At 54.4% G+C, this 23,094-nt stretch carries 18 protein-coding genes, 2 tRNA genes and 1 pseudogene; 3 read left to right on the forward strand and 18 right to left on the reverse strand.

The annotated features are described in order from the left end of the window. The 3 genes from DWY95_RS15935 to DWY95_RS15945 form a co-directional block, all read right to left on the reverse strand. Entirely contained in the window at positions 1–318 is a 318-nt protein-coding gene (locus tag DWY95_RS15935; protein ID WP_008816380.1) for a DUF3847 domain-containing protein, read from the reverse strand. A gap of 286 nt (positions 319–604) precedes the next feature. Continuing rightward, positions 605–808, reverse strand: a complete 204-nt coding sequence (locus DWY95_RS15940; RefSeq protein WP_004614949.1) for a hypothetical protein — start codon at positions 806–808, stop codon at positions 605–607. 146 nt (positions 809–954) lie between these two features. Further along, positions 955–1,179, reverse strand: a complete 225-nt coding sequence (locus tag DWY95_RS15945; RefSeq protein ID WP_008368839.1) for a helix-turn-helix domain-containing protein — start codon at positions 1,177–1,179, stop codon at positions 955–957. A gap of 302 nt (positions 1,180–1,481) precedes the next feature. Here DWY95_RS15945 and DWY95_RS15950 point away from each other — a divergent pair, with 302 nt between their 5' ends. After that, the gene (locus tag DWY95_RS15950; protein WP_118554247.1) at positions 1,482–2,522 is read left to right on the forward strand and encodes a DUF6076 domain-containing protein; all 1,041 of its coding nucleotides are present in this window, start codon (positions 1,482–1,484) and stop codon (positions 2,520–2,522) included. A gap of 3 nt (positions 2,523–2,525) precedes the next feature. Here the strand turns inward: DWY95_RS15950 and DWY95_RS15955 are convergent, their stop codons facing one another. The 9 genes and pseudogenes from DWY95_RS15955 to DWY95_RS15995 all read right to left on the reverse strand — a co-directional run bounded on the left by DWY95_RS15955 (position 2,526) and on the right by DWY95_RS15995 (position 9,661). Further along, positions 2,526–4,340, reverse strand: coding sequence for an ABC transporter permease (locus DWY95_RS15955; RefSeq protein WP_029732304.1), 1,815 nt, complete (start codon positions 4,338–4,340; stop codon positions 2,526–2,528). A 14-nt stretch (positions 4,341–4,354) separates the two neighbouring features. Beyond that, entirely contained in the window at positions 4,355–5,020 is a 666-nt protein-coding gene (locus tag DWY95_RS15960; protein ID WP_009260049.1) for an ABC transporter ATP-binding protein, read from the reverse strand. Between the two features lie 151 nt (positions 5,021–5,171). Continuing rightward, positions 5,172–6,203: a HAMP domain-containing sensor histidine kinase gene (locus DWY95_RS15965; RefSeq protein ID WP_009260048.1), complete on the reverse strand. Its 1,032-nt coding sequence runs from the start codon at positions 6,201–6,203 to the stop codon at positions 5,172–5,174. Next, entirely contained in the window at positions 6,200–6,889 is a 690-nt protein-coding gene (locus DWY95_RS15970) for a response regulator transcription factor (protein WP_019162604.1), read from the reverse strand. Before DWY95_RS15970 ends, DWY95_RS15965 begins: the two co-directional genes overlap by 4 nt. A gap of 227 nt (positions 6,890–7,116) precedes the next feature. Then, positions 7,117–7,227, reverse strand: a pseudogene (locus DWY95_RS15975) (helix-turn-helix transcriptional regulator); the annotation flags it as partial. A gap of 198 nt (positions 7,228–7,425) precedes the next feature. Beyond that, entirely contained in the window at positions 7,426–8,487 is a 1,062-nt protein-coding gene (gene trpS, locus DWY95_RS15980; protein ID WP_118554248.1) for a tryptophan--tRNA ligase, read from the reverse strand. Between the two features lie 260 nt (positions 8,488–8,747). Beyond that, positions 8,748–8,824 (reverse strand) — tRNA-Asn (locus DWY95_RS15985). 41 nt (positions 8,825–8,865) lie between these two features. After that, positions 8,866–8,940, reverse strand: a tRNA-Glu gene (locus DWY95_RS15990). Positions 8,941–9,037: 97 nt separating this feature from the next. Beyond that, the gene (locus DWY95_RS15995; protein WP_118554249.1) at positions 9,038–9,661 is read right to left on the reverse strand and encodes a hypothetical protein; all 624 of its coding nucleotides are present in this window, start codon (positions 9,659–9,661) and stop codon (positions 9,038–9,040) included. A 527-nt stretch (positions 9,662–10,188) separates the two neighbouring features. On the opposite strand from DWY95_RS15995, the gene pckA reads away from it, so the two are divergent. After that, a complete protein-coding gene (gene pckA, locus DWY95_RS16000; RefSeq protein WP_118554250.1) occupies positions 10,189–11,793 on the forward strand; it encodes a phosphoenolpyruvate carboxykinase (ATP) in 1,605 nt (534 codons plus the stop codon). A gap of 169 nt (positions 11,794–11,962) precedes the next feature. Next, positions 11,963–12,628: a helix-turn-helix transcriptional regulator gene (locus DWY95_RS16005; RefSeq protein ID WP_118554251.1), complete on the forward strand. Its 666-nt coding sequence runs from the start codon at positions 11,963–11,965 to the stop codon at positions 12,626–12,628. 61 nt (positions 12,629–12,689) lie between these two features. On the opposite strand, the gene DWY95_RS16010 is transcribed toward DWY95_RS16005, so the two are convergent. From DWY95_RS16010 to DWY95_RS16035, 6 genes are all read right to left on the reverse strand, one after another. Next, complete coding sequence (locus DWY95_RS16010) at positions 12,690–14,207, reverse strand: sodium/proline symporter (RefSeq protein ID WP_118554252.1); 1,518 nt, start codon at positions 14,205–14,207, stop codon at positions 12,690–12,692. A 287-nt stretch (positions 14,208–14,494) separates the two neighbouring features. After that, entirely contained in the window at positions 14,495–15,049 is a 555-nt protein-coding gene (locus tag DWY95_RS16015) for a GtrA family protein (RefSeq protein WP_097793042.1), read from the reverse strand. 15 nt (positions 15,050–15,064) lie between these two features. Beyond that, the gene (locus DWY95_RS16020; protein WP_118554253.1) at positions 15,065–17,482 is read right to left on the reverse strand and encodes a glycoside hydrolase family 3 C-terminal domain-containing protein; all 2,418 of its coding nucleotides are present in this window, start codon (positions 17,480–17,482) and stop codon (positions 15,065–15,067) included. Positions 17,483–17,599: 117 nt separating this feature from the next. Next, entirely contained in the window at positions 17,600–20,551 is a 2,952-nt protein-coding gene (locus DWY95_RS16025; protein WP_118554254.1) for a glycoside hydrolase family 3 N-terminal domain-containing protein, read from the reverse strand. Between the two features lie 338 nt (positions 20,552–20,889). Continuing rightward, positions 20,890–22,173, reverse strand: a complete 1,284-nt coding sequence (locus DWY95_RS16030) for an ATP-binding protein (protein WP_118554255.1) — start codon at positions 22,171–22,173, stop codon at positions 20,890–20,892. Continuing rightward, on the reverse strand, positions 22,170–22,880 hold the full coding sequence (locus DWY95_RS16035; RefSeq protein WP_118554256.1) for a LytTR family DNA-binding domain-containing protein: 711 nt from the start codon (positions 22,878–22,880) through the stop codon (positions 22,170–22,172). Before DWY95_RS16035 ends, DWY95_RS16030 begins: the two co-directional genes overlap by 4 nt. Between the last annotated feature and the right edge of the window lie 214 nt (positions 22,881–23,094).

A 23,094-nucleotide genomic window follows, 5' to 3' on the forward strand; every position in this document is an offset into this window, starting at 1 on the left:
TTAGTCACCGCCTTTCTCCTGCCCGGAAATACGGGCGTGGTTCTCTGTGGCAGACCGGATGAAATGCTCCGCCTGCGGCAGATTCAAAATGCTTTCCATGAGGGAATAAAATTCCGCTTCGGATAGCTCCTTTGTCTGTGGTGCAATGCTCTCAATAGCTGCCCCACGGGTAATCAGCCGGTGCGTCCTCTGTTTCCGGGAACCGCTTTCCAGATACGCCTGCCGGTTTTTCAAACGCTGCATTTTCCGTTTTTCCTGTTCCAGCAGGACAGTGGTTTTTTCATATTCCTGCTTCAACTGTTCCAAAGATTTTTCCATGTTCTCACATCCTTTGCTGATAAGATAAAGAAAGACCATCCGCAGACAGTCCGTGTGTCAGTGCTTCTATAAAACCCGATGAAAAGGGAAAACCGCAGAGCGGATTTCTCTTTGCGGCGAGTACACAGGGGATAGCCGCTTTAGCGGCGCAAGGGGGTGTAGCCACCTTGTCGGAGCGAAGCGAACGCAGACCTCGGATTGCTGATTTTATCAGCGGCAGAGGTAAGCTCCGCAGGACGCACGATACATGGTCTTTAGACTATGTATAGAAGTGCGCCCTTAGTTCCTAAGGGATTTTGCCGTTTCCGGCAGTTTTGTCCTTTTTCTTGGAACGCTTGGAAAGATACTTCGGGCAGTCAACCACAACCGCCCGGAAGCTCTGTTTACATTCGTGCTGGCATTTCCGGCACAGTTCGTTGTAAGTGATACGGCTGCGGTCATTTAAGAAGAAAGACCATTCCAGCCGCCGCTTGTTGCTCATTCTTGCCATAACCGGCTCCTTTCTCCATTTCTACCTGATGTACACAGATAGGCTGTTTTGGTGTAGCGTTTCGGTATCATTTTTAAGTTTTTTTCCCTCTGTATGCTCCTTTGGAAAGTGCGGCAGTATTGCAGTCAGGGAATGATACCTCACGCTTATTTGTCGCTTCTCGGTACGGTTTCGGAGCCTTTTGCCATCCATTCAAAGAAAGCAATTTTGCTGACCTTGATAAGCCTACCCCTGCGGAACGCCGGAAAGCCGGGTGTGTGTACTAGCTCATAGGCGCTCGCTCTTGAAATTCCCATAATCCGCTGAATGTCCGCTACATCCAGAACCAGCGGTAAATCCTCATAGCTGTTCAATCTCTTTTTATCGTTCATTCTGTTCCTCCCATAAATCAAATAGGTTAAAATGCTTCCTGTTGCCGTTCTCCCCAAAATCCGTTTTCCTGCCCCATTCCTGCGGTGTTTCCCTGCATTGGTGCGCCGGATGCGTCACTTCTCCTGCCGGTCATATCCCTTTTGGACGGTCATTCACTTGTCAAGGTACTGTGTGGCACGAAATTACCAACTGCAATCATCATAGCGGACTATCCTTGACAAAACAATGCTTCTGCGATACCATGAGTGTAACGGATATAACTAAATTATATAATTACCATAGACAAAGGCAGGGGATAGGGATGGAGAATCAGTTTATACGGCATGAGCCATGTTTTGAGAGGATTTTGTTTGTCCTGACGCTGGACAGGAAGAAAATGAAAGAGCGGATTTTGATTGGGGAAGAACAGCAGATCCGCTTCCGGCTGAACGGGAGCCAAAACGCAGAGGTGCTTTGTGATATGACACGCCCGCTGGGAACTTTTTTGATAAACTTTGAGCGTGACACGGACAGAGACTGGAACTTATACGGGCTTTCTCCGCTGCGGCAAGCCCTCCACTCCAACCGATGGAAACAGCCGGAGCTGGAACAGGCGGCAAGCGAATTTCTTTGGGAGAAATATCTTAGCAATGACCCTCTGAAAATGTATGTGGCGTTCCGTATCTGGAACAGCTATCTGCTTGCCAGAGAACCCCGTGACCGTAACACTGCCTGTGACCGCTTCATGGATAAAATGAGCAGACTGACCGGGGTATTCCAAAACGAATCCATGAGCTTTGACAGGGAGACAGGAAAACCGAAACATTTTCAAGCTGGCAGCCTTTATTTCAAAGGCGCACCATCAGAAGATACCCGACTTGACCTCTGGTTTCCGGACAACCGGCGCACAGAAGAATGTGTGTCTGCCTATGCGTCCCTCTACCCGTTGATTACCTATTATCTGAACCGGCTGAATGACTGGGGGCTTTGCTTCCGGCAGTGCAAGGTCTGTGGGAAATATTTTCTGGCAAAGAGCCAGCGGTATGAACTGTGCAGCGACAAGTGCCGAAAAGCACAGGCGCTTCAAAACAAGCGGGAATTTGACGAAAGGGCAAGAGAAAATAACTATGACCTGCTTTATAAAAATGAATGCCAGAACTGGCGCAACAAAATAAACCGGGTAAAAAATACCGCAGGCTTTCCGGCTGACCGTCTGGAAAAAATACAGGCTGCCTTTTCCGACTTTAAGAAAGAAGCCTTGCAGAGAAAAAAGGCTGTAAAAACAGGAACAGCCAGCCCGAAAGAATTTACGGACTGGCTGTATCAGCAGAGTAATGTAATTGTGGAGCTGACGGATTATTAAAACTTAGCCTATCGTTCTAATGCGCTCTATAATTGAGTGCTGTTGCAAAGATTTCTTTTGATATACTGATACTACATGATAGACCATCACAACCGCAGCAAAGTATAAAAGCACAAAAAGAACTGGGAAGTGATATTCAAAGTATGAAAGTCCGGGAATTTTTGATATTTGGGTACAAAGCAGCAATCCGATTGGTATGCCTAAAATGCAGCTTCCTATAAAACTTCCAACCAGATAGATGAAACTTTCCGACTGCTGTACTTTTCGCAACTGCAATTTTGTCATACCTGTAGCTTCCAGTAGTGCATAGTCGTGTCTTCTGGCAATGGCATTTGTAATGCTGGTATTCAGCATATTTATAAATGAAAACAGACTAATAAGCACCACCAAAACTGTAATGATGACTTTCGCATTATGGAAGTAATCTTCCAATGCCATAACATCATCAGCCAAAACAGACACATCAACTCTGTCGTCATCTATAAAAATTTCTTTGATTATCTCTGTTGCTACGTCTTTTCCGTTATCATCCAAACAAATATACCATGCAAGCGTACAATTCATTTCTGACAGTGATTTCATATTTTCACCACTTGTATAAATAACAAGCCCAGTATCGCTGTTTTCTACAAATCCGCTTACAACTAACTCCACTTCTTTTTGACCATATCCTGTATCTATGATATACGGCAGATAATCTCCAACTTGAAGCTGCATATTCAGTTTCTGATAATAAGGAGACTGTCTATTGATAGCAACAGGAATTGCTCCATTCTGTAATTCATGACTTGGTTGCATACCCTCAACAATTTCATTTTTAAATGTTTCTGGATTTACAGCATTTTCAATGGACAGTTCAAATTTTTCCCCCTCTGAATTTGTCAGAATGCCGTCCAGCATATACAATTCATAAACATCTTTTACACCTGAAATGTTATACAATTTTTGCTTTTTTTCTTCTGTAAATGGTGTAGATTTCATTAAATCATAGGTGGATTCTTCATCAGCCGTTGAATTTAGTAGTACAAATACATCACTATTTCCCTGGTAAGGTTGTGACGCAAGTCTTTCGGGATTTATCGCATTCAATATTGAAAAAACACCGAACATTAAAATCCCACTCATAATGAGAGATAAAAATGTATAGGCAGCTTTCTTTCTATTGGCTCTACAATACATCCACCCGATTCTTATAGGCGTAAGTTTACGCTTTGCCCCAACACTTCTAAAATAGTTTGTTGCCTGTGTATGTTGTGCTTCTATTGGTGATGTAGATGCAGCCATTTTCGCTGGTGCTTGAAAAGCCAAAGCTGTGATAATCCAAATAAATATGCCGGAGATTACCGCACATACAATGCTTGGTATCCAGTAAAAATGAAGTGGTAAAACTATGTTTACCAGAAAACCGATGACTGTTCCCAACACAATGCAAGGTTTTGCTATTTTGTCACGTTCTTTCTTGACCACTGATTTAATTTGCTGGTATGTTGCGCCGATTGCCCGTAATTGTGCAAATTCATGTACTCGTTGCAGTACAGATACATAAAGAATATTTTTGACAGCCAGCCCTGCCGTACAAAGAAGTACAATAACAATTCCTAAAACAGTTCCTACTGCTTCAGTTGTATTATTTACATGGGCGATCTGCTGCGTACTAAGCGTTGCATTGCACAAAAGAATACCAGAAAAGCTCAACAGAAATGCCGCAATCAAGATGATAACTCTGATTAGAAATGTCCTATTCTTTTCAGAGAATACACTCTTTTCAGCAATCCTTTTCTCTATTCTCTCTGTATCATTTTCAAAAGGATAATTCATAATTCCCACCTCCTTTAACCTACAATTTTGCCATCCTCAATCCGCACAATGCGGTCTGCGAGCTGGGCAATCTCGTTATTGTGAGTAATCATTACAATGGTCTGATTAAATTCTCCGCTGGTACGTTTCAAAAGCCCTAACACATCTGCACTGGTCTTGCTGTCGAGATTTCCAGTCGGTTCGTCAGCAAGGACAATCGCCGGCTTTGTAATTAAAGCTCGTGCAATCGCTACACGCTGCTGTTGACCGCCTGAAAGATTGTTTGGCATATTTTCCAGCTTATCTTCTAAAGCCAGCATATACACAACTTCGTCCATAAATTTCTTATCTACGGTATCACCATCCAATTCCACAGGCAGGGCGATGTTTTCATATACATTCAAAATCGGAACCAGATTGTAGTTTTGGAAAATAAACCCTATGTTACGACGGCGGAAAATTGTCAATTCATCATCATTCTTTTTCGCAAGTTCTTCCCCCCGTACAATCACGCTGCCGGAAGTGGGGGTATCAAGTCCTCCCATCATGTGGAGTAACGTAGACTTGCCGCTGCCGGAAGTTCCAACTACGGCAACAAATTCTCCCTGTTCCACAGTAAAATTTACACCATCAAGGGCACGAGTGATGTTTGGTTCTGTGCCGTAATACTTCTTTAAGTCGATTGTTTGTAAAATGCTCATATTCAAATGCTCCTTTCAAGGCTTTCTACCTGTTGATGAAGTCATTGTAAACCACAAATGTTACACAAATGTCCGAGGTAGGAAAAATTTTTATCGAAAATCGAGATGAAATGTTACAACGCTCGGACATTTCAAAAAAAGTGGCTGTATCTTACCTTACAGGAAGCATAATAGAAAATTCTGAGCCTTGCCCCAGCTCTGAAACGACCTTGATATAGCCCCCTTGCCTTGTTACAATCTCACGAGCCAAATACAAACCTATTCCCACACCCTGTTGATCGTGTACTTCTTCCTCACGATAGAAGCGCCGAAAGATGGCAGCCTGATTGCTTTCTGAAATGCCCCTGCCGGTGTCGGTCACTTTGACCTCTACGTACATTTCCCACTGAACCACTGATACAGAAATCTTTCCACCTGACGGAGTGTATTTTACTGCATTGTCCAGCAGATTGAAAAGGGCTTCGCTTGTCCACTTGCTGTCATGGGAGATTATCAAATTTTCCGGGCAATCCACGGATACAGCAATTTCTTTTTTCTCTGCGGCATATACAATACTGCTCATAGCTTGTGCAAGCGTATGGAATAAGCTGCTGTCTTTCTTTTCTAATCGTATTGCTCCGGTTTCTAACCGGGATGTTTTAACCAGTGCTTGGAACAGAAAATCCAGTTTATCAGTCTGACTGCGTATGCCTTGCAAAAAGTCCATCCGTTCTTCTTCTGAAACAGGCTTTGTTAAAAGTGTGTCCGTTACCATTTGCAAATTGCTGACAGGCGTTTTGACTTGATGCGAAATATCAGAAATCAGCATTTGAAGCTCCTGTCGTTCCATGTCTACCTTGTGCCGATTTTCCTGCATAATCTCATACAACCGGATTAAGCGGTGGTTGATACGGGCAAAAAGAGTTTCACTATCATTTGACTTTTGTAATTCCTCGTTTCCATCAATCATGTTGTCCAGCGTCCGGCACAAATTAGAAGTAAAATGAGAAAGGCGTTTTCCAAAAGACAGCACCAATAGCCAAATCCAGAAAAATGCACAGAGTGTCAATGTTCCACCTGCTATGAAAATTCGTATATCCTGCATTATACCGCCGAGAATACCGGTAATTACCAGCATAGAGAAAACCATGCCAGCACTAATCAGTCTACAAATTTTCTTAGCAGAAAGGTTATTCAGTTTCATTTCTTTTCGCCTCCTGTCCATTGATACCCCATACCGTAAACCGTTTTGATATATGTGTCGCCATCCGCTTCAATCTTACTGCGAATGCGGCTGATAGAAGTAGTAAGGGTATGTTCATCTACATATTTTTCATCAATGTCCCACAGCCTTTCCAAAAGTTGTTGGCGGGTAAGTACCTGCTTCGGATTTTTAAGAAATAGGTTCAGCATTTTATATTCCATCGCAGAAAGCGCTAATGGTTTCCCGTTCAAACTTGCAAATTGTTCCGAAAAATCCAGAAACAGGCTACCATCCTCGTAAATATCCTTAGCTGGTTTGTGATGTTCCAACATAGCGAACATGGCTTTGATCTTTCGCTGCAAAGCACTAATCGAAAAAGGTTTCGTGATATAATCCACTGCACCAGCTTCATATCCTCGTATCTGATCGCTTTCCTGATCGTTGGCAGTTAGAAATATAACTACTGTATCAGGATGCTCTGGCTTGATAAGACGGCATAGGTCATAACCATTTCCGTCTGGTAAATTTATATCCAGCAATACCAAATCAAAAATGTTTGTTTTTAATGATTCAGCGGCTGTCCTTGCATTCAGAACAGAAGTTATTGTGTAACCGTCCAATTCCAAATTATAAGTAAGCGTTTTATTCAAAAGATTATCGTCTTCGACAATTAAAATCTGCTTCATATTGTCACTTCCTTTTCTTTTTGCAGATAGTATAACAGGCAAATGTCCGAGAATTGTTACAAGGACAAATATATTTATTATTTTACAGCTTTTTTCTGTGTACTGCAATTTTATATAAAGAAAGGACAGCAGTGTCAAATTGCTGTCCTTACGGCTTATTATAGCTGGTAGTGTATAAGCGTGGGTTCATCATATTTGGTGTGGTATCTTTAACTATGGGAAACTCCGCCCTCCCACTTCGAGACAGCCTGACGCGAAACGTTCAACTGATCGGCAAGCTCTTCCTGGCTCCATCCATTCTGGCGGCGGAGAAGGGCAATTTTTTCGGCTAAGATCATCGTGTTCTCTTTTCTGCCGCAGGGCGGCGTATCAATGGATTCCGGCGGACGTCCTCTATGCTGTTATCATAGCAGATTTTCCAGTTGACAACCACCAATTGCGGCTTGAAATTTGTCAACCAGCGGTTGCAGCCACGCAAAAACCGCCTGCACCCAGCATCATCGCATGGGCACAGGCGGTTTTGTTTCTACCATTTGTTACTTCAGCAGATTGTTATCCGTAAAGTAGTCGATCCGCATGGACTTGCGGACATCGGCGAGGGTGGCGGCGGCGGTCTGTTCGGCCACGGCGCTGCCTTCCTTCAGGATCTCCACGACTTCCGGCAGGCGCTGCTCCCACTCCTTGCGGCGGGTGCGGATAGGCTCCAGTTCGGCCTGCATGACGGCATTCAGGAACTTCTTGATCTTCACATCGCCCAGGCCGCCGCGCTGATAATGCGCCTTGAGCTCGTCGAGGTTCTGGTACTCCGGCAGGAACTCGGCGAAGTGCTCCGGGCGGCTGAACGCATCCAGATAGGTGAAGACGGGGTTGCCCTCCACCTTGCCGGAGTCCTGCACCCGCAGATGGCCGGGGTCGGTGTACATGGACATGATCTTCTTCTTGATGTCCTCTGGTTCATCGGACAGGTAGATGCAGTTGCCCAGAGACTTACTCATCTTGGCCTTGCCGTCAATGCCCGGCAGGCGCAGGCAGGCGTGGTTGGACGGCAGCAGGATCTCCGGCTCGGTCAGCGTCTCGCCGTAGACGGCGTTGAACTTGTGGACGATCTCGCGGCACTGCTCCAGCATGGGCATCTGGTCCTCGCCTGCCGGGACGGTGGTGGCGCGGAAGGCGGTGATGTCGGCTGCCTGGCTGATGGGATAGGTGAAGAAGCCGACTGGGATGCTGGTCTCAAAGTTCTTCTGCTGGATCTCGGCCTTGACGGTGGGGTTGCGCTGCAGGCGGGACACCGTGACAAGGTTCATATAATAGAAGCTCAGCTCGGTCAGTTCCGGCACCATGGACTGAATGAAGATGTGGGCCTTGGCGGGGTCGATGCCCACGGCCAGATAGTCCAGCGCCACCTGCAGGATGTTCTGGCGCACCTTCTCCGGGTTGTCGGCGTTGTCGGTCAGCGCCTGCGCATCGGCGATCATGATGTAGATCTCATCGAACTTGCCGGAATTCTGCAGGCGGACGCGCTCTTTCAGGGAGCCGACGTAGTGGCCCACATGCAGGCGGCCTGTGGGGCGGTCGCCGGTCAAAATGATCTGTTTCATAACTAGTCTCCTTCTTTTTCAGGCCCGCCTTTGTACAACCTCTCCGTCAATGCTTCGCATTGCCACTTTCCCTGGTAGGGGAGGCTCTGGCGTATCCCGATCGTTCCCGGTTTTGCCAAGGGCATCCCTGTCCGGGGAGCTGGACGCCGCAGGCAGCCTGAGCGGTTCATCTTTTTATAAGTATATCCCCTGTGCATTTTTCTGTCAACAAAAGGGTCAAAACAAAAAGAAAAAGCGATGGAAAACTTCCATCGCTTTGCTGGCGCCTCTTGCCTGACTCGAACAGGCGACACCCTGATTAACAGTCAGGTGCTCTAACCGACTGAGCTAAAGAGGCATCTATATAAAACGGCGTAGAGCCGTTTTACTACTATAAAATGGTGACCCGTACCGGAATCGAACCGATGTTAAAGGCGTGAGAGGCCTCTGTCTTAACCGCTTGACCAACGGGCCATACGTCCATTTTGCATCGGGTGTTCGCTCCCGACTCGATTATTTTAGCACAGCAGCCGCTCTTTGTCAACAGGAAATTTCAAGTTTTTTCAAAAAATCAGAAAAACCTCCGGGCGCCCGTTTTCACGACCCCCAGCAGCACATCCAGATACAGCCCGACGACGCTTTCCACCTCGCCCATCTCCATGCTCTGGCGCTGGGGCAGACCGGCCAGCCGCCCGCTGTACAGACACTTGAGCTGGGGCATGGCCGCGTAATCGTTGGGGCGCATGAGGGTGCTGTGCCGGGGCAGGTCCAGCGAGCCGCTCTTCTGCAGCACCTCGCTGACGAACTGGGAGCAGAAATAGTGGCGGCGGCGGTTCCAGCGAATGTGCAGTGCACAGAGCAGCAGCCCCACCGAGTTGAAGCGGTAAAGCTCGCCGTGGTTCATCATGTGGTCGGCGCGGCGCTTGGCGCGGGCATAGGCCTCATCCGTCACCTCCAGCGCATAGAGCGCACAGGGGATATTCTCCCGCAGCCGGAAGACGCCCCGGTTGAGGTATTCCCGGCTGGGCCCCGCCGGGAACATGGTGTAGCCGTTTTTCCGGGTGGAGCTGTACAGGGTGGTCAAGTCCTCATCAAAGGCGAGGGAGATATGGGTATACTCCGCCCCGGTCAGTGCGTACACCAGATTCGAAACCAGCGTTCCCGAACGGGTCAGAAAGATATAAAGTGTTTTCATAGATGTACCGGTTCTCCCCCCAAAATTCCAAACTGTGGATGTGTTGATTTTACGTTGTTTTTACAGTATAACATAAACTAAGTTTCTTTGCCAGTGAAAAACGCGAAAAATCGGCGAAAATTTTTCTTCCACCGTTTGGAGGAGCCTTTCTGTCCGGAATACGGTTCCGCGTTTGATTTTATTGCATTTACCGGCGCACGTTCCGGCGGCAGCCCCTGCCGCCCGGCCGCTTCCATTTGTTAAAGTTTTATCAAAATTTCGTTTTTGGAAAAATCGCTTTATTTTCTTTACCGGGAAGGGACTGTTTTTTCATGAAATGTCTGCAATTCCATCCGATTCTTAATGAAATTTGTTGTTTCTAACCGAAAGATTTGTCCTATTTGGTTGATTTTGGAGTCATTTTATGTATAATGGTATACAGGAGAATACGCATCTGTATTTCTTCATCGCCCGCGCTGCCTTTTGGCTGAGGTGCGCGCGACGCGCGATCAGAATTTGATCTGAACGAAAGAAGAGGTATAAGTATCATGGCAAAGGTAGATCTGAGCAAGTATGGTATCACCGGCACGACGGAGATCGTGTACAACCCCTCTTACGAGCAGCTGTTTGAAGAGGAGACCAAGACCGGTCTGGAAGGCTTCGAGAAGGGCCAGGTCAGCGAACTGGGCGCTGTCAACGTCATGACCGGCATCTACACCGGCCGTTCCCCCAAGGATAAGTTCATCGTCATGGACGAGAACTCCAAGGACACCGTGTGGTGGACCAGCGACGCATACAAGAACGACAACCACCCCGCTTCTGAGGAAGCCTGGAATGCCGTCAAGGAGATCGCAAAGAAGGAGCTGTCCAACAAGCGCCTGTATGTGGTCGACGCCTTCTGCGGTGCCAACAAGGACACCCGCATGGCCGTTCGTTTCATCATGGAAGTGGCCTGGCAGGCACATTTCGTGACCAACATGTTCATCAAGCCCACCGCTGAGGAGCTGGCTAACTTTGAGCCGGATTTCGTTGTTTACAACGCATCCAAGGCCAAGGTCGAGAACTACAAGGAGCTGGGCCTGAACTCTGAGACTGCTGTTATGTTCAACATCACCAGCAAGGAGCAGGTCATCGTCAACACCTGGTACGGCGGCGAGATGAAGAAGGGCATGTTCTCCATGATGAACTACTTCCTGCCGCTGAAGGGCATCGCTTCCATGCACTGCTCTGCCAACACCGATAAGGAGGGCAAGAACACCGCCATCTTCTTCGGTCTGTCCGGCACCGGCAAGACCACCCTGTCCACCGACCCCAAGCGCCTGCTGATCGGCGACGACGAGCACGGCTGGGATGACAACGGCGTCTTTAACTTCGAGGGCGGCTGCTACGCAAAGGTCATCAACCTGGACAAGGACTCCGAGCCTGATATCTACAACGCCATCAAGCGCAACGCTCTGCTGGAGAACGTTACTCTGGATGCTGAGGGCCACATCGACTTCGCGGACAAGAGCGTCACCGAGAACACCCGTGTGTCCTACCCCATCGACCACATCCAGAACATCGTCCGCCCCATCTCCTCTGCACCCGCAGCCAAGAACGTCATCTTCCTGTCTGCTGACGCATTCGGCGTTCTGCCCCCGGTCTCCATCCTGACCCCGGAGCAGACCCAGTACTACTTCCTGTCCGGCTTCACTGCAAAGCTGGCAGGCACCGAGCGCGGCATCACCGAGCCCACCCCCACCTTCTCCGCCTGCTTCGGCCAGGCCTTCCTGGAGCTGCACCCCACCAAGTATGCTGAGGAGCTGGTCAAGAAGATGCAGAAGAGCGGCGCCAAGGCTTATCTGGTCAACACCGGCTGGAACGGCACCGGCAAGCGCATCTCCATCAAGGATACCCGCGGTATCATCGATGCCATCCTGAGCGGCGCCATCAACGAGGCTCCCACCAAGAAGATCCCCTACTTCGACTTCGAAGTTCCCACCGAGCTGCCCGGCGTTGATCCCGCCATCCTGGATCCCCGCGACACCTATGCAGATGCTTCCCAGTGGGAAGAGAAGGCAAAGGACCTGGCTGGCCGCTTCGTCAAGAACTTCGCCAAGTACGAAGGCAACGAGCACGGCAAGGCTCTGGTCTCCGCAGGCCCCCAGCTGTAAGCGCTGACCCCCGCATTTTTCTTCTGAACTCCATATAAATGAGGCCCCCGCCGCGTGTTCATTGACCGAGCACACGGCGGGGGTTTTTGCGTTCCAGCGCGGGTAAACGAAGCGTCGGTTGCGTTTTGGAGCCGGGTATGCTATCCTGTCCTCAAAGGATGTGAACCGTATGAACGCCAAAGATTTCGGGGCCTTTCTGGCCCGGACCCGCAAGGCCTGCGGGCTGACGCAGGCCGACCTGGCCGCACAGCTGCATGTGACCGACAAGGCCGTCAGCCGCTGGGAACGGGGCGTCGGTCTGCCGGACATCAACACGCTGGAACCACTGGCGGACGCACTGGGCCTGACGCTCTCCGACCTGATGCACTGCCGCGACCCGCAGGAAGCTCCTCTGTCAAACGCCGAACCCACACTGGAAGATTTCCTGACCATGCTCCGCCGTCCGCACAGCATCGACTGGCACTCCGTCCGGGCCGCGCTGTTCTGCCTGAGCATTCTGCTGGCCGTCTGGGGCGTATGCTTCCACCCCGGTGTTCTTGCCGTTCACTGGCACGGCCTTGGCAATGGAGATTTCCGAGCGGATGGCTGGATGCAGTCTATCCTGATCTTTCCGTTGCTTCTGGCGCTGGAGTGTTTCTTCCTGAACCTTTGGCGTCTCTTTGAGCAGACCGGATATTTTCGCCACTGGGGCGAGTCGGATACAGTCCTTACAAATTCGCTGGCTCTTCTCTCCCCCGGTGTCCGCCTTGTAAAGTTCGCACTGGATTATTTCTTCTTTTTCTGCTGTGGACTGACGGTGCCGTTTTGTGAGTTCCTCCTGATCGTGATGAATTGATCTTCCAGATACAAAATGAGCCTTTGCGTTTTCTGCAAAGGCTCATTTCTTATTTTCCTCTTTACTTCGCCGCCTCGAACTCGGCTTCGATCTCCGCCGAGGGAGCCGGGGTGACCAGGCTGACGACAACGCAGACGACGAGCGAGGTCAGGAAGGCGGGCAGCAGCTCGTAGATGCCGAACACACCGCCCAGTGGGCTGATGAGGTACTTCCAGACGAAGACCATCAGACCTCCGGCCAGCATCCCGGCCAGTGCGCCCTGCCAGTTGCAGCGCTTCCAGAACAGCGCACAGAGCATCACCGCGCCGAATGCGCCGCCGAACCCGGCCCACGCAAAGCTGACGATGCCAAAGACGCTGGAATCCGGGTCGCGGGCCAGCACCACGCCCACCACGCTGACGCACACGATGGTCAGGCGGGCGGCGAACAGGCTCTGCTTCTCGCTGAGCTTGAGGTGCGCGAACTCCTGCAAAATGTTCTGGGAGACGCTGGACGCCGCTGCGAGCATCTGGCTGTCGGCAGTGGACATGGTCGCGGCCAGGATACCGGCCAGGATGAGGCCCGCCAGCACGGCGGCCAGTGCGCCGTGGGCGCTGATGAGGCTGGCAATGCGGACGATGAGGGTCTCACTGGTCGAGCCGCTCAGGAACTCCAGCGCGCCCGCCCTGGTCATGCCGAGGCCCACCATGCCGATGACGATGGAAGCCGTCATGGCGATGACCACCCACACCGAGGCGATGCGGCGGCTCAGGACCAGCTTTTTCTCGTCCTCAATGGCCATGAAGCGGAGCAGGATGTGAGGCATTCCGAAGTAGCCCAGACCCCACGCCATGGTGGACACGATGTCCAGCAGGCTGTACGAGGTGGCTGTGTTGGTGTCTGCATTGTGGCTGGCCAGCATGGTCAGGTAGCCGGGCAGGCTCTGCGCATTGGCGACCACAGCGTCCCAGCCGCCTGCCACGCCCACACCGTAGACCAGAACGGCGATGAGCGCCAGCGACATGACGATGGACTGGATGAGGTCGGTGGTGGTCACGGCGCGGAAACCGCCCAGGATGGTGTACCCCACGATGACGAGGGCCGAGACCAGCATCGCCGCCATGTAATCCACGCCGAACAGGCTGTGGAACAGCTTGCCACAGGCCGCAAAGCCCGATGCCGTGTAGGGCACAAAGAAGACGATGATGATGACCGCGCCCAGTGCATTGAGCAGGTTGCGCTGGTCATGGAACCGCAGCGATAAGAACTGCGGCACCGTGATGGCGTCCAGGTTGGCCGAGTACCGCCGCAGCCGCCGGGCCACGATGAGCCAGTTCAGCCAGGTGCCCAGCGCCAGACCGATGGCCGTCCAGCCAGGGGACGCGATGCCGCTCAGGTACGCAAGGCCGGGCATTCCCATCAGCAGCCAGCTGGACATATCGCTGGCCTCGGCGCTCATGGCCGTGACCAGCGGGCCCATCTTGCGGCCGCCCAGGTAAAAATCGGTGCTGTCGTTGTTGGACTTGCTGTAGGCAAATCCAACAAGCAGCATCGCCGCCAGATAGACAACGATGGTAACAATGATACAGAGATTGCTCATATTCCTTTCCTCCTCTACTTTCCCATTTGGAAGGATGTTTTGATTTTACCACAGTAAAGCATCAAAGTGCAAGGTTTTTTGAAAACTTCGGCCCTATTGGCAAAAAATCCGCGTCCGGCGCACAGAAAACCCGCAAAACGACCACAACGCGCCCGCCGTTCCCCGCTCCACTCGCGCTCCTTCTGCGGGGCGGAACGGCCCGGCACAACAAAACGCCCGGTTCCTGTGCGGCACCGGGCGTTTTGTCTTTATGGAGAAATGAAAATGATGAAGGTGGATGGCTGTTTTCAGTTCTTCTTGGCTTCGCCTTCGGGGAAGATGATCTTGTTGACGAAGAAGAAGATGATCATCGAGATGCCGCCGTTGAGCACGGTGGTGCCGATGTTGTAGATGAAGTCGGGCACCAGCAGACCGGCCACCGCGACCCAGATGCAGTTGATGGAGTTGACGATGCAGGTGATGACGCAGAACGCCAGCACGTACCAGCCGATCTGCTTGGCCAGATTGCCCTTGCTGCGGAACACAAAGCTGCGCTGGATGGGGAAGTTGATGCACTCACCCACGATCATGGCGACCATGTAGGCGCAGAAGTAGGGCAGGCCGCCGTGGGCAGCGTCATAGCCGAGGATGTTCCACTTGAAGGTCTCGCCGAAGAGGGTGATGTCGATGCCCGGCCAGCCGAAGTCCACCACCGGCAGGCTTGCAAAGGCCTTGGGCAGGAATTGCAGCAGCAGGTACTTGAACACCGTGATGAGGTTGGAGACGATGACGAACAGACCGCCCTCGCGCACCCACTTGGCAGCGGCGGGGTGTTTGGCCGCAAAGTTGTTCCAGAAATTCATAGCAGTTCTTCCCTTTCAGCTGTTTTTCAGGCGTTTTTCCATCGCGCCGTTCTGGGCGATGTTCTTCACAGCCTCCACGATGACCCGCAGCAGACCGATGATCCAGAAGCCCTGCGCTTCCATCACGATGCCGTCTACCATGCCCATGCTGATGGCGCCGTTGGTCATCTTGGCCAGCGCGCGCAGCGGCATGTTGTACTGGAACAGGATGTTCAGGTCCGGCTTGCCGCGCTGGATGCTCCGCTTGAGCAGCAGGCCCAGCACCGCCGCCACGAGCCAGCCCAGCGGGCTGCGGCCGTGGCCCAGCTCGCCCAGCGTCATGTTGCGGTCGATCCGGATCTTGTCCTCCGGGATGGGACGGCCCAGCAGGGCGGCGAACTCGGCATCCGGAACGCTGGTGATCTCGCCCGTCCTGTAATGAGGCAGATCCACGCTCTGGTAGGGGTCCGGCGCACCGGAGCCCAGCACCACGACATCCGCCGTCAGGCGGATGTCGGCGCTGGAAGCGCCCACGCGGAGCTGATAGCTGCCGCCCTCGACCTCCCAGCGGTCGGTGGCCACATTCCAGTAGCGGTAGGCCTTGTCGTCCAGCGGGATGGAGACGGTCTTGCTCTCGCCCGCTTCCAGCCAGACCTTGGCAAAGCCCTTGAGCTCCTGTGCGGGGCGGAAGACTTTGGCGTCGGGCTTGGCGACGTAGAGCTGGACGATCTCGGCACCGGCGCACTTGCCGGTGTTGGTCACGGTCAGGGTCACGCCCTCCGGTGCGGCCTTGAGGTCTTTGTAAGCAAAGGTGGTGTAGCTCAGGCCATAGCCGAAGGGGAAGGCCACGGGTCTGCCTGCCGTCTCAAAGTAGCGGTAGCCCACATACAGACCCTCGCGGTACTGGACGGTGCGGCCCTCGCCTGCGAAGTGGTCTTTCACCGGGGAATCGCTGTAAGCATTGGCCCAGGTCTCGGCCAGCTTGCCGCCGGGGCAGACCGTGCCGGTCAGCACGTCCACCAGAGCGCCCGCACCGGCCTGACCGCCCAGGCAGCCGTAGACCAGCGCCTTGCAGTCTTTGAGCCACGGAGTCTCCAGCGAGGAGCCTGCGCTGAGCAGGACGACCACGTTGGGGTTGACAGCAGCGACCGCAGCCAGCAGATCCAGCTGGTTCTGCGCCAGCTTCATGTCCATCCGGTCGAGGCCCTCGCTCTCCTTGATCTCGTCCAGACCCATGCAGAGCAGGACGACGTTGGCGTTCTGCGCCAGCGCGACGGCTTCCTTCTTCAGGGCCTCGTCGGCCTTGCCCTGGCGGTCAAAGCCCTGGGCATAGCCGACATTGGCCAGGCCGCTCTCGGTCAGGCAGTCCAGGAAGGAATCCACCTGGATGGAGTTGACGGCGCTGGAACCGGCGCCCTGATAGCGGGGCGTCCTGGCAAAGTCACCGAGGACAGCGATTTTCTCGCCTTTTTTCAGCGGCAGCAGCGCGCCCTCGTTCCGGAGCAGAACGATGCTCTGGGCGGCGGCGCGGCGGGCCAGCGCATGATGCGCGGCGGCGTCAAAGGTGCGGGGTGCCTTTTCGACGGCGGCCTTGGTGTCGAGCACCAGTTCCAGCAGCTCGTCCAGCCGGGCGTCCACGTCGTGTTCCGAGATCCTGCCGCTCTCCACAGCCTTCATCAGTTCGCGGACGGAATCGTCGCCGGGGAACGGCATCTCCAGCGTGGAGCCGTTCTTCACGCCCAGTGCATGGTCGTTGGAGCCGCCCCAGTCGGTGACGACCGCGCCGTCGAAGCCCCAGTCCCGGCGCAGGATATCCTGTAACAGGTGGGCGTTCTCGTTGGCGTATGTGCCGTTGACGAGGTTGTAGGAGGACATGATGGTCTTGGGCTTTGCCTCTTTGACCACGATCTCAAAGCCGGTCAGGTACAGCTCGCGCAGGGTGCGCTCATCCACGATGGAGTCGCTGGCCATGCGGCGCAGCTCCTGGCTGTTGACGGCAAAGTGCTTGGGGCAGGCCGCGATGCCGTTCTTCTGGATGCCGCGGACATAGCCTGCGGCCATCTTGCCCGCCAGATAGGGGTCCTCCGAGAAATACTCAAAGTTGCGGCCGCACAGCGGGCTGCGCTTGATGTTCAGGCCGGGGCCCAGCAGCACTGAGACCTCCTGTGCTGCGGCCTCTTCGCCCATAGCCTCGCCGACGGCCTCGCCCAGGGCGGGGTCCCAGCTGTTGGCCACGGTGGCCGAAGTCGGGAAGCAGGTGGCCGGCACACTGGGGTTCAGGCCCAGGTGGTCTGCCGCACCGGCCTGCTTGCGCACACCGTTGGGGCCGTCCGACAGGGTGATGGACGGGATGCCCTTGCCCGGCAGGGCGCGGGTGTCGAACACCGTGCCGCCGCTCAGCAGCGCACATTTCTGCTCCAGATCCAGTGTTTGAATGATGTCTGCGTGTTTCATCGCAATTTCCTCTTTGTTTCCTGAGCAGGGCAAAGGCCCGCTGTTTCTTTGCAGCGGGCCTTTGCCGTTTGGTTCAGTTCAGGTGCTGCGTCGGTTCAAAAGCGAGAGGCCGTTTCATCAGGCGTTCTCTTCTTCCTCTTCCTTGCGCTTCTTGTAGCTCTTGAAGGTCTTGATCTCCAGAGCAACGATCAGCAGTGCAACGAGCACGTCAGCGCCGATCATGATGATCTCCCACTTTGCCATACCGGGGTTCAGGTTCTCCGCAGCATAAGCGCGGCTGTTGACCACGGTATAGAGGATGTTCTTGGAAGCCTCGCGCAGGGCCTGCTTGCTGCTGTTGGTCAGCACGGTCACGGTGTTGAAGTCGTTGCCGGTGGTGCAGAGCATCAGGTCGCTGCCGTTGCGGACGCCCTGGTCCGCAGTCATGTAGCCGTAGACACCGAAGTAGTCGGTCTCGACGAAGCCCACGAAGCCCCACTCGCCGCGCAGAACGTTCTTCAGCAGCTCCTTGCAGCCGCCAGCCCAGCGGGTGCCGATGTAGTTGAAGGAAGACATGACCGCGTGGCAGTCTGCATCCTTGACGGAGATCTCGAAGGGCTTGAGGTAGATCTCACGGATGGCCTGCTCGTTGGACCAGGTCGCCGCCATGGAAGTACGGTTGCCTTCCTGATCGTTCAGGGCGAAGTGCTTCATGTAAGCATACACACCGTGCTCCTGTGCGCCCAGGATCGCATTGGAAGCCATCCGACCGGACAGGACGCCATCCTCCGAGTAGTACTCGAAGTTACGGCCTGCGAATGCAGTGCGGTGGATGTTCATAGCCGGGCCGTACCAGCCGGAGGTGTCCATCTCATTGGCCATCTCGCCGATGCTGTCGCCGAAGGCGTAGGCCAGCTCCTTGTCCCAGGTCATGCCGATGAGGGTCGCAGCCGGGAAGCCGACGGAACCGACACCGGTGAAGTTGTTGTTGATGGAAGCCGGGCCGTCGCAGTCATTGGTGCGGACCTTCTCGATGCTGGAGACCGCAGCGGTCTGGTAGCCGCCGAAGCCGATGGTCTGCTGCATCTCGTCGATGGTCATCTGGTCGAGCAGCTGATCCCACTTCGCGTCGTTGTAATCCACGCCGCGCAGGTCGACCAGCTTCAGGCCGTTCTTGGCACCGGTGGTGATGTCGGCGGCGTTGGCATCGTCATCGTTCTGATAGCCAGCCTCGGTATACGTATGGGCATTGTCGAAGGCAGCCTTCTGCTCGTCGGTCATCTCATAGGTGGCGGGAGCAGCGGTCGCCTCGGCATAGTTCGCAAAGCCGTCGGCGCGGGACAGATAGGTGATCTCGCCTTCTGCGAAATCGAACTCGTTGGTCGCAGCCACAGCATCGCTGCCGCGCTTGTTGGACTCGTTGTAGACGATGTCGGATGCAACGGTGTAGGTCTTGGAATCGGCGACGTTGTGCGAGTCATCGTTCGCGCTGATGACATAGTCGCCAGCTTCCAGCACATAGCAGCCGTTGGTCTGGTAATCATAGGAAGCCAGATCCTCCACCGGGATGGAGAACTCGATGGTCTGAGACTCGCCGGGAGCCAGCTCATTGGTCTTGGCGAAGTCCAGCAGGTTTGCAGAAGACTTCTCGATGCCGCCGTTGGTGTACGGAGGATCGCTGTAGATCTCCACGACATCCTTGCCCGCAACGGAGCCGGTGTTGGTGACGGTCACGGTGAAATTCAGGTTGGTTCCATCGTTGGTGATGCCGCTCATCTCCTTGGTGAAGGAGGTGTAGCTCAGGCCGTAGCCGAAGGGGAAGACGACCTCGTCGTCGTAGTTGATGAGGCCCTCGTCCGCAGCCGTCTCATAGAACTTGTAGCCGACGTAGATGCCTTCCACATAGTTGACGAAGGACGGGGTGGTGCCTTCCGGATCAAAGAAGCTGGAATCGGAATTCAGCTCCTCGGTGTTGGTGTACTTGAAGTCGCCGAAGTTGTTCCACCAGGGCGCGTTCTTCAGGTTGGAAACATAGGTATCCACGGTACGGCCGGAGGGGTTGACCTCGCCGGAAACGACCTTGCCGAAGCCCTCAAAGCCGGACTGGCCGGTGCCGGGGCAGAGCAGGACGCCCTTGATCTGGGGGTAATCCTTCAGGAAGTCCATCTGGAAGGCGTTGGCGCCGTTGTAGACCAGAATGACGTTGTCGAAGTTTGCGGTGACCAGGTCGAGCAGGTCTTCCTCACGGTTGGACAGCTGCAGGAAGTGGTCGCCCTTGTCCCAGTCGTTGCCCTCGTTCAGAGAGTCGTCGTAGGTGCCGTTGTAGTAAGCGGTGCCGCGCTCAGAGCCGTAAGCCTGTGCCACGCGGCGGATCCAGCTGCCGTCCACAACGGAAGCCATATCGGTGGGCAGGTCTGCGCCCTCGCCGCCGACACGGGTGATGACGACCATTGCGGTATCCGAGAATGCTTTTGCATTCTCCATCATCTCATCGGTATACAGGCTGACGTTGGGTTCGGGCAGGGTCCAGTCCTGCGCCACCATGCCAACGCTGGGGCGGTCTGCCTTGTAGTCGGTGTAGAACTTGCTCAGTTCCTCGTTGGTCTCGATGCCGGCATCGTGCAGGCCGGTCAGCAGATCGGTGACGGGGTAAGCGGTGTTCAGTGCACCGGAACCGGTGCCGCCGTAGCAGGGGTTGGTGGAAGCCCAGCCAAAGACGTTCAGCTTGGAGCCGGAAGCCACCGGCAGGATGCCGTCTTCGTCCTTTGCCAGAACGACACCGTCTGCGGTGATCTCATTGACCAGCTCCGTGGCCTTTGCAGAGGTCTCCTCGGTGATGGTGCCGCTGCCGGAGACCAGGTCCAGCATGGTGGACATGGGGCCAGTGCAGATCAGGTTCACAACGATGGTCAGCGCCAGCAGAATGGCCAGGCCAGCTTGTGCACGGATCATCATCTTCTTTGCTTTGGGCAGCTTGCGCACAGCGATCATCACAACGATCGCCAGCAGCGCAACCACACCAAACGCGATGAGGTGGCCGCGAACGTTCGTCAGCACCTGCATCACGTCATCCAGGTTAATGGACAGCATAATTTTCCTCCTTCTGATAGGGTCAATAACGAATGCGGAGCGTACAACTCCGCCGAACTGATTGATATGATACCAAATGCACACAGAAAATTCTTGTTTCCTTCACAAATTGTCGTTTTTGGCGCACAATTTGCAAAAAGTTTCAAATCCGTTTCAATTTTTATTGTGCTAATGCACAAACAAGAGGCGACGTTATTTGTGCAGGATGCCATACCCTCTCCATCAGCGCTGTGCGCTGTCACCTCTCCCGAAGGGCGAGGTTTTATGCGTGCTTTCAGGCGCAACAAAAGCTCCCCCTTTCGGGGGAGCTGTCGAACGAAGTGAGATGGAGCGGGTCGTCATTTTTCTTTGGGCAGGGGCATCAGCAGCCGCACCGTGAACCACCGGTTCTCCCAATGGACGGTCATGCTGCCATCGTGCTGCTGCGCCACCGAACGCAGGCTCTTCAAATCGTAGCCGCCGTGGGCGCTCTGCGCGGGCAGGCCGTCCGCCCCCAGCTCCACCGGCTGGGCGCAGTAGTTCTCGAAGCGGAACATCACGAACCCATTCTGGACATAGACCGCCGTCCGGATGAGCCGTTTTTCGGGGTCCGGCTCTGCGGCGCAGCTCTCGATGGCGTTGTCCAGCGCGGTGCCCACGATGGTGCAGATCTCCCGCGTGGTCAGAAACCCCAGCGCCCGGCCGTCGGCCACGCTGGTCATCCGGATGTTCTTCTCCTGACAGTCCATGCTTTTGGCCGTCAATAAGGTATCCAGCACCGGGTTGCCGGTCTTGTTCTCGGCCTCATACTGCAAAATGCCGGACTCCATCCGGGCCAGCGCTGCGTCCTGCTTGGCGCGGTCCCGCTCGGCGCGAATGTCGGCGATCTGCACCTTCAGCTCATGATATCGCCGGTTGATGAGCTTGATGCCCTCTTTGCTCCGCTTGTACTGCTCGTACTGACGGTGGAGCACACCGTCCATGGCGGTCAGCTCCTTGTGGAGCGCCTCTTCCCGCAGCTGCTCGTGCTCGACGGTCAGGATCAGAACGCCGCAGAAATCCACCAGCGTCCGGATGTAGAAAACGCTCATGGTCACTTCCCCGTTCAGGAAGTTCAGGTTGCTCACGGCAAAGGCCGTCGCCGCCATGACGACGGCCACCAGAGCCGCCGTATTGCTGACGTCCAGATGCCCGGTCGGGTGGGGGCGCTTGCGCTCCAGCCCGTACATCACCCCGAACAGACCGCTGTAGACCAACAGCAGCAGGAACAGCGCCATCGGCTCTCCCCCGCCGTGCTGCGGAAAGATGGTGCAGTGCAGCTGCCACTCGACACTGGCCGCAAATTCGGCCAGAATGAAACTGCGGGCGCAGTCGTAGGCTGCTTCCAGCCAGTTTTCTTCCCGCGTGATCCAGAGGTAAAGGTACTGCATCCCCACCGCGATGCCCATGCAGGGGACCCACCACGCAATGGGCACTTCGCCGGTCGCTTCCAGAAAAACGCCCAGCATCACGGCCAGCAGCCCGCTGGCGGCCAGGGTGATCTTCCGCGCAAAGCGGGGCGGGCGGCTCTGGGCGTACAGAACGACAGCCAGCCACTCGGCCAGCGCCGTGTACAGGCGCGGGATATCCGGCAGCGTCGTCACAGACCGTCACCCCCGATGTAGTCGGTCAAAGCTGCCAGAAAACTCTTCCGCTTGGGGCGGCTGACCTGCAATTCATAAGGCCCCACCTCCACCGTGTTCTGCTGCACAGCCTGCACCTGGGCCAGATTGACCAGATACCCGCTGTTGCAGCGGGCAAAGGGCCGGTCGGCCAGCTTTTCTTCCAGCGCCTTGAGCGCGCCGGGGGCCGCAAAATCGCCCTCCTCGGTGTAGAAATGCACCCGATGGCCTTCGCTTTCGATGTAATAAATGCGCGAGGTATCCAGCCGCCGCAGGCCGCCCTCCACCGGCACCGCCAGATAGTGCCGGGTGCGGCGGCGCAGCTGCGCCTCTACCTTTTGCAGCTGCTGCGAAAACGCAAAGTACGGCACCGGCTTGAGAACGTAATCCAGCGCCCCCACCGCATAGCCTTTGATGGCATACTGCGCCATGTTGGTGATGAACACGAGCATCACCTCCGGGTCCAGCTCCCGGATGCGCCGGGCCGTCTCCATACCGTCCAGATGCTTCATCTCGATATCCAGAAGGATCAGGTCATAGACCGGGCGGTAGTCCTCCAGGATCTCCAATCCGTCCGCAACCGTCTTCACCTCAAACGCGGTCCCGTATTGCCGGGTGTACCGCTGAACGTATCCCATCAGCTGCTCCCGGATCTCCGCTTCATCCTCCACGATGGCTACCCGTATCATTTGCCGCACCTCCCCGCTTCTGGTTCCCCGGCCGAGCATCCAGCTCCGGCCCAGCATCTCATTTTATTATACAAAAGCGGAACCGTTTTTGCAACGTTTTTTGTTTTTAAGGAAAGCAGGCTGTGCAAGCCATGCGCAGAAAAGCCCCTGATTCAGGCAAATGTGCAAACGGTGTGCAGAAAGTGTGCAGCCGCTTTCCTACATAAAAAAGAAC

It is taken from the genome of Faecalibacterium sp. AF28-13AC (assembly GCF_003478405.1).
In the GTDB taxonomy this organism is placed as follows: domain Bacteria; phylum Bacillota; class Clostridia; order Oscillospirales; family Ruminococcaceae; genus Faecalibacterium; species Faecalibacterium prausnitzii_E.

Bases quoted from the DNA above. Each gene is read 5' to 3' on its own strand.
- DWY95_RS15970 (WP_019162604.1), bottom strand. From the start codon at position 6,889: ATGAAGCAGATTTTAATTGTCGAAGACGATAATCTTTTGAATAAAACG.
- DWY95_RS15955 (WP_029732304.1), bottom strand. From the start codon at position 4,340: ATGAATTATCCTTTTGAAAATGATACAGAGAGAATAGAGAAAAGGATT.
- DWY95_RS15945 (WP_008368839.1), bottom strand. From the start codon at position 1,179: ATGAACGATAAAAAGAGATTGAACAGCTATGAGGATTTACCGCTGGTT.
- trpS (WP_118554248.1), bottom strand. From the start codon at position 8,487: ATGAAACAGATCATTTTGACCGGCGACCGCCCCACAGGCCGCCTGCAT.
- DWY95_RS15950 (WP_118554247.1), top strand. From the start codon at position 1,482: ATGGAGAATCAGTTTATACGGCATGAGCCATGTTTTGAGAGGATTTTG.
- DWY95_RS16015 (WP_097793042.1), bottom strand. From the start codon at position 15,049: ATGAATTTCTGGAACAACTTTGCGGCCAAACACCCCGCCGCTGCCAAG.
- DWY95_RS16025 (WP_118554254.1), bottom strand. From the start codon at position 20,551: ATGCTGTCCATTAACCTGGATGACGTGATGCAGGTGCTGACGAACGTT.
- DWY95_RS15965 (WP_009260048.1), bottom strand. From the start codon at position 6,203: ATGAAACTGAATAACCTTTCTGCTAAGAAAATTTGTAGACTGATTAGT.
- DWY95_RS15935 (WP_008816380.1), bottom strand. From the start codon at position 318: ATGGAAAAATCTTTGGAACAGTTGAAGCAGGAATATGAAAAAACCACT.
- DWY95_RS16005 (WP_118554251.1), top strand. From the start codon at position 11,963: ATGAACGCCAAAGATTTCGGGGCCTTTCTGGCCCGGACCCGCAAGGCC.
- DWY95_RS16020 (WP_118554253.1), bottom strand. From the start codon at position 17,482: ATGAAACACGCAGACATCATTCAAACACTGGATCTGGAGCAGAAATGT.
- DWY95_RS15940 (WP_004614949.1), bottom strand. From the start codon at position 808: ATGGCAAGAATGAGCAACAAGCGGCGGCTGGAATGGTCTTTCTTCTTA.
- DWY95_RS16035 (WP_118554256.1), bottom strand. From the start codon at position 22,880: ATGATACGGGTAGCCATCGTGGAGGATGAAGCGGAGATCCGGGAGCAG.
- DWY95_RS15960 (WP_009260049.1), bottom strand. From the start codon at position 5,020: ATGAGCATTTTACAAACAATCGACTTAAAGAAGTATTACGGCACAGAA.
- pckA (WP_118554250.1), top strand. From the start codon at position 10,189: ATGGCAAAGGTAGATCTGAGCAAGTATGGTATCACCGGCACGACGGAG.
- DWY95_RS15995 (WP_118554249.1), bottom strand. From the start codon at position 9,661: ATGAAAACACTTTATATCTTTCTGACCCGTTCGGGAACGCTGGTTTCG.
- DWY95_RS16010 (WP_118554252.1), bottom strand. From the start codon at position 14,207: ATGAGCAATCTCTGTATCATTGTTACCATCGTTGTCTATCTGGCGGCG.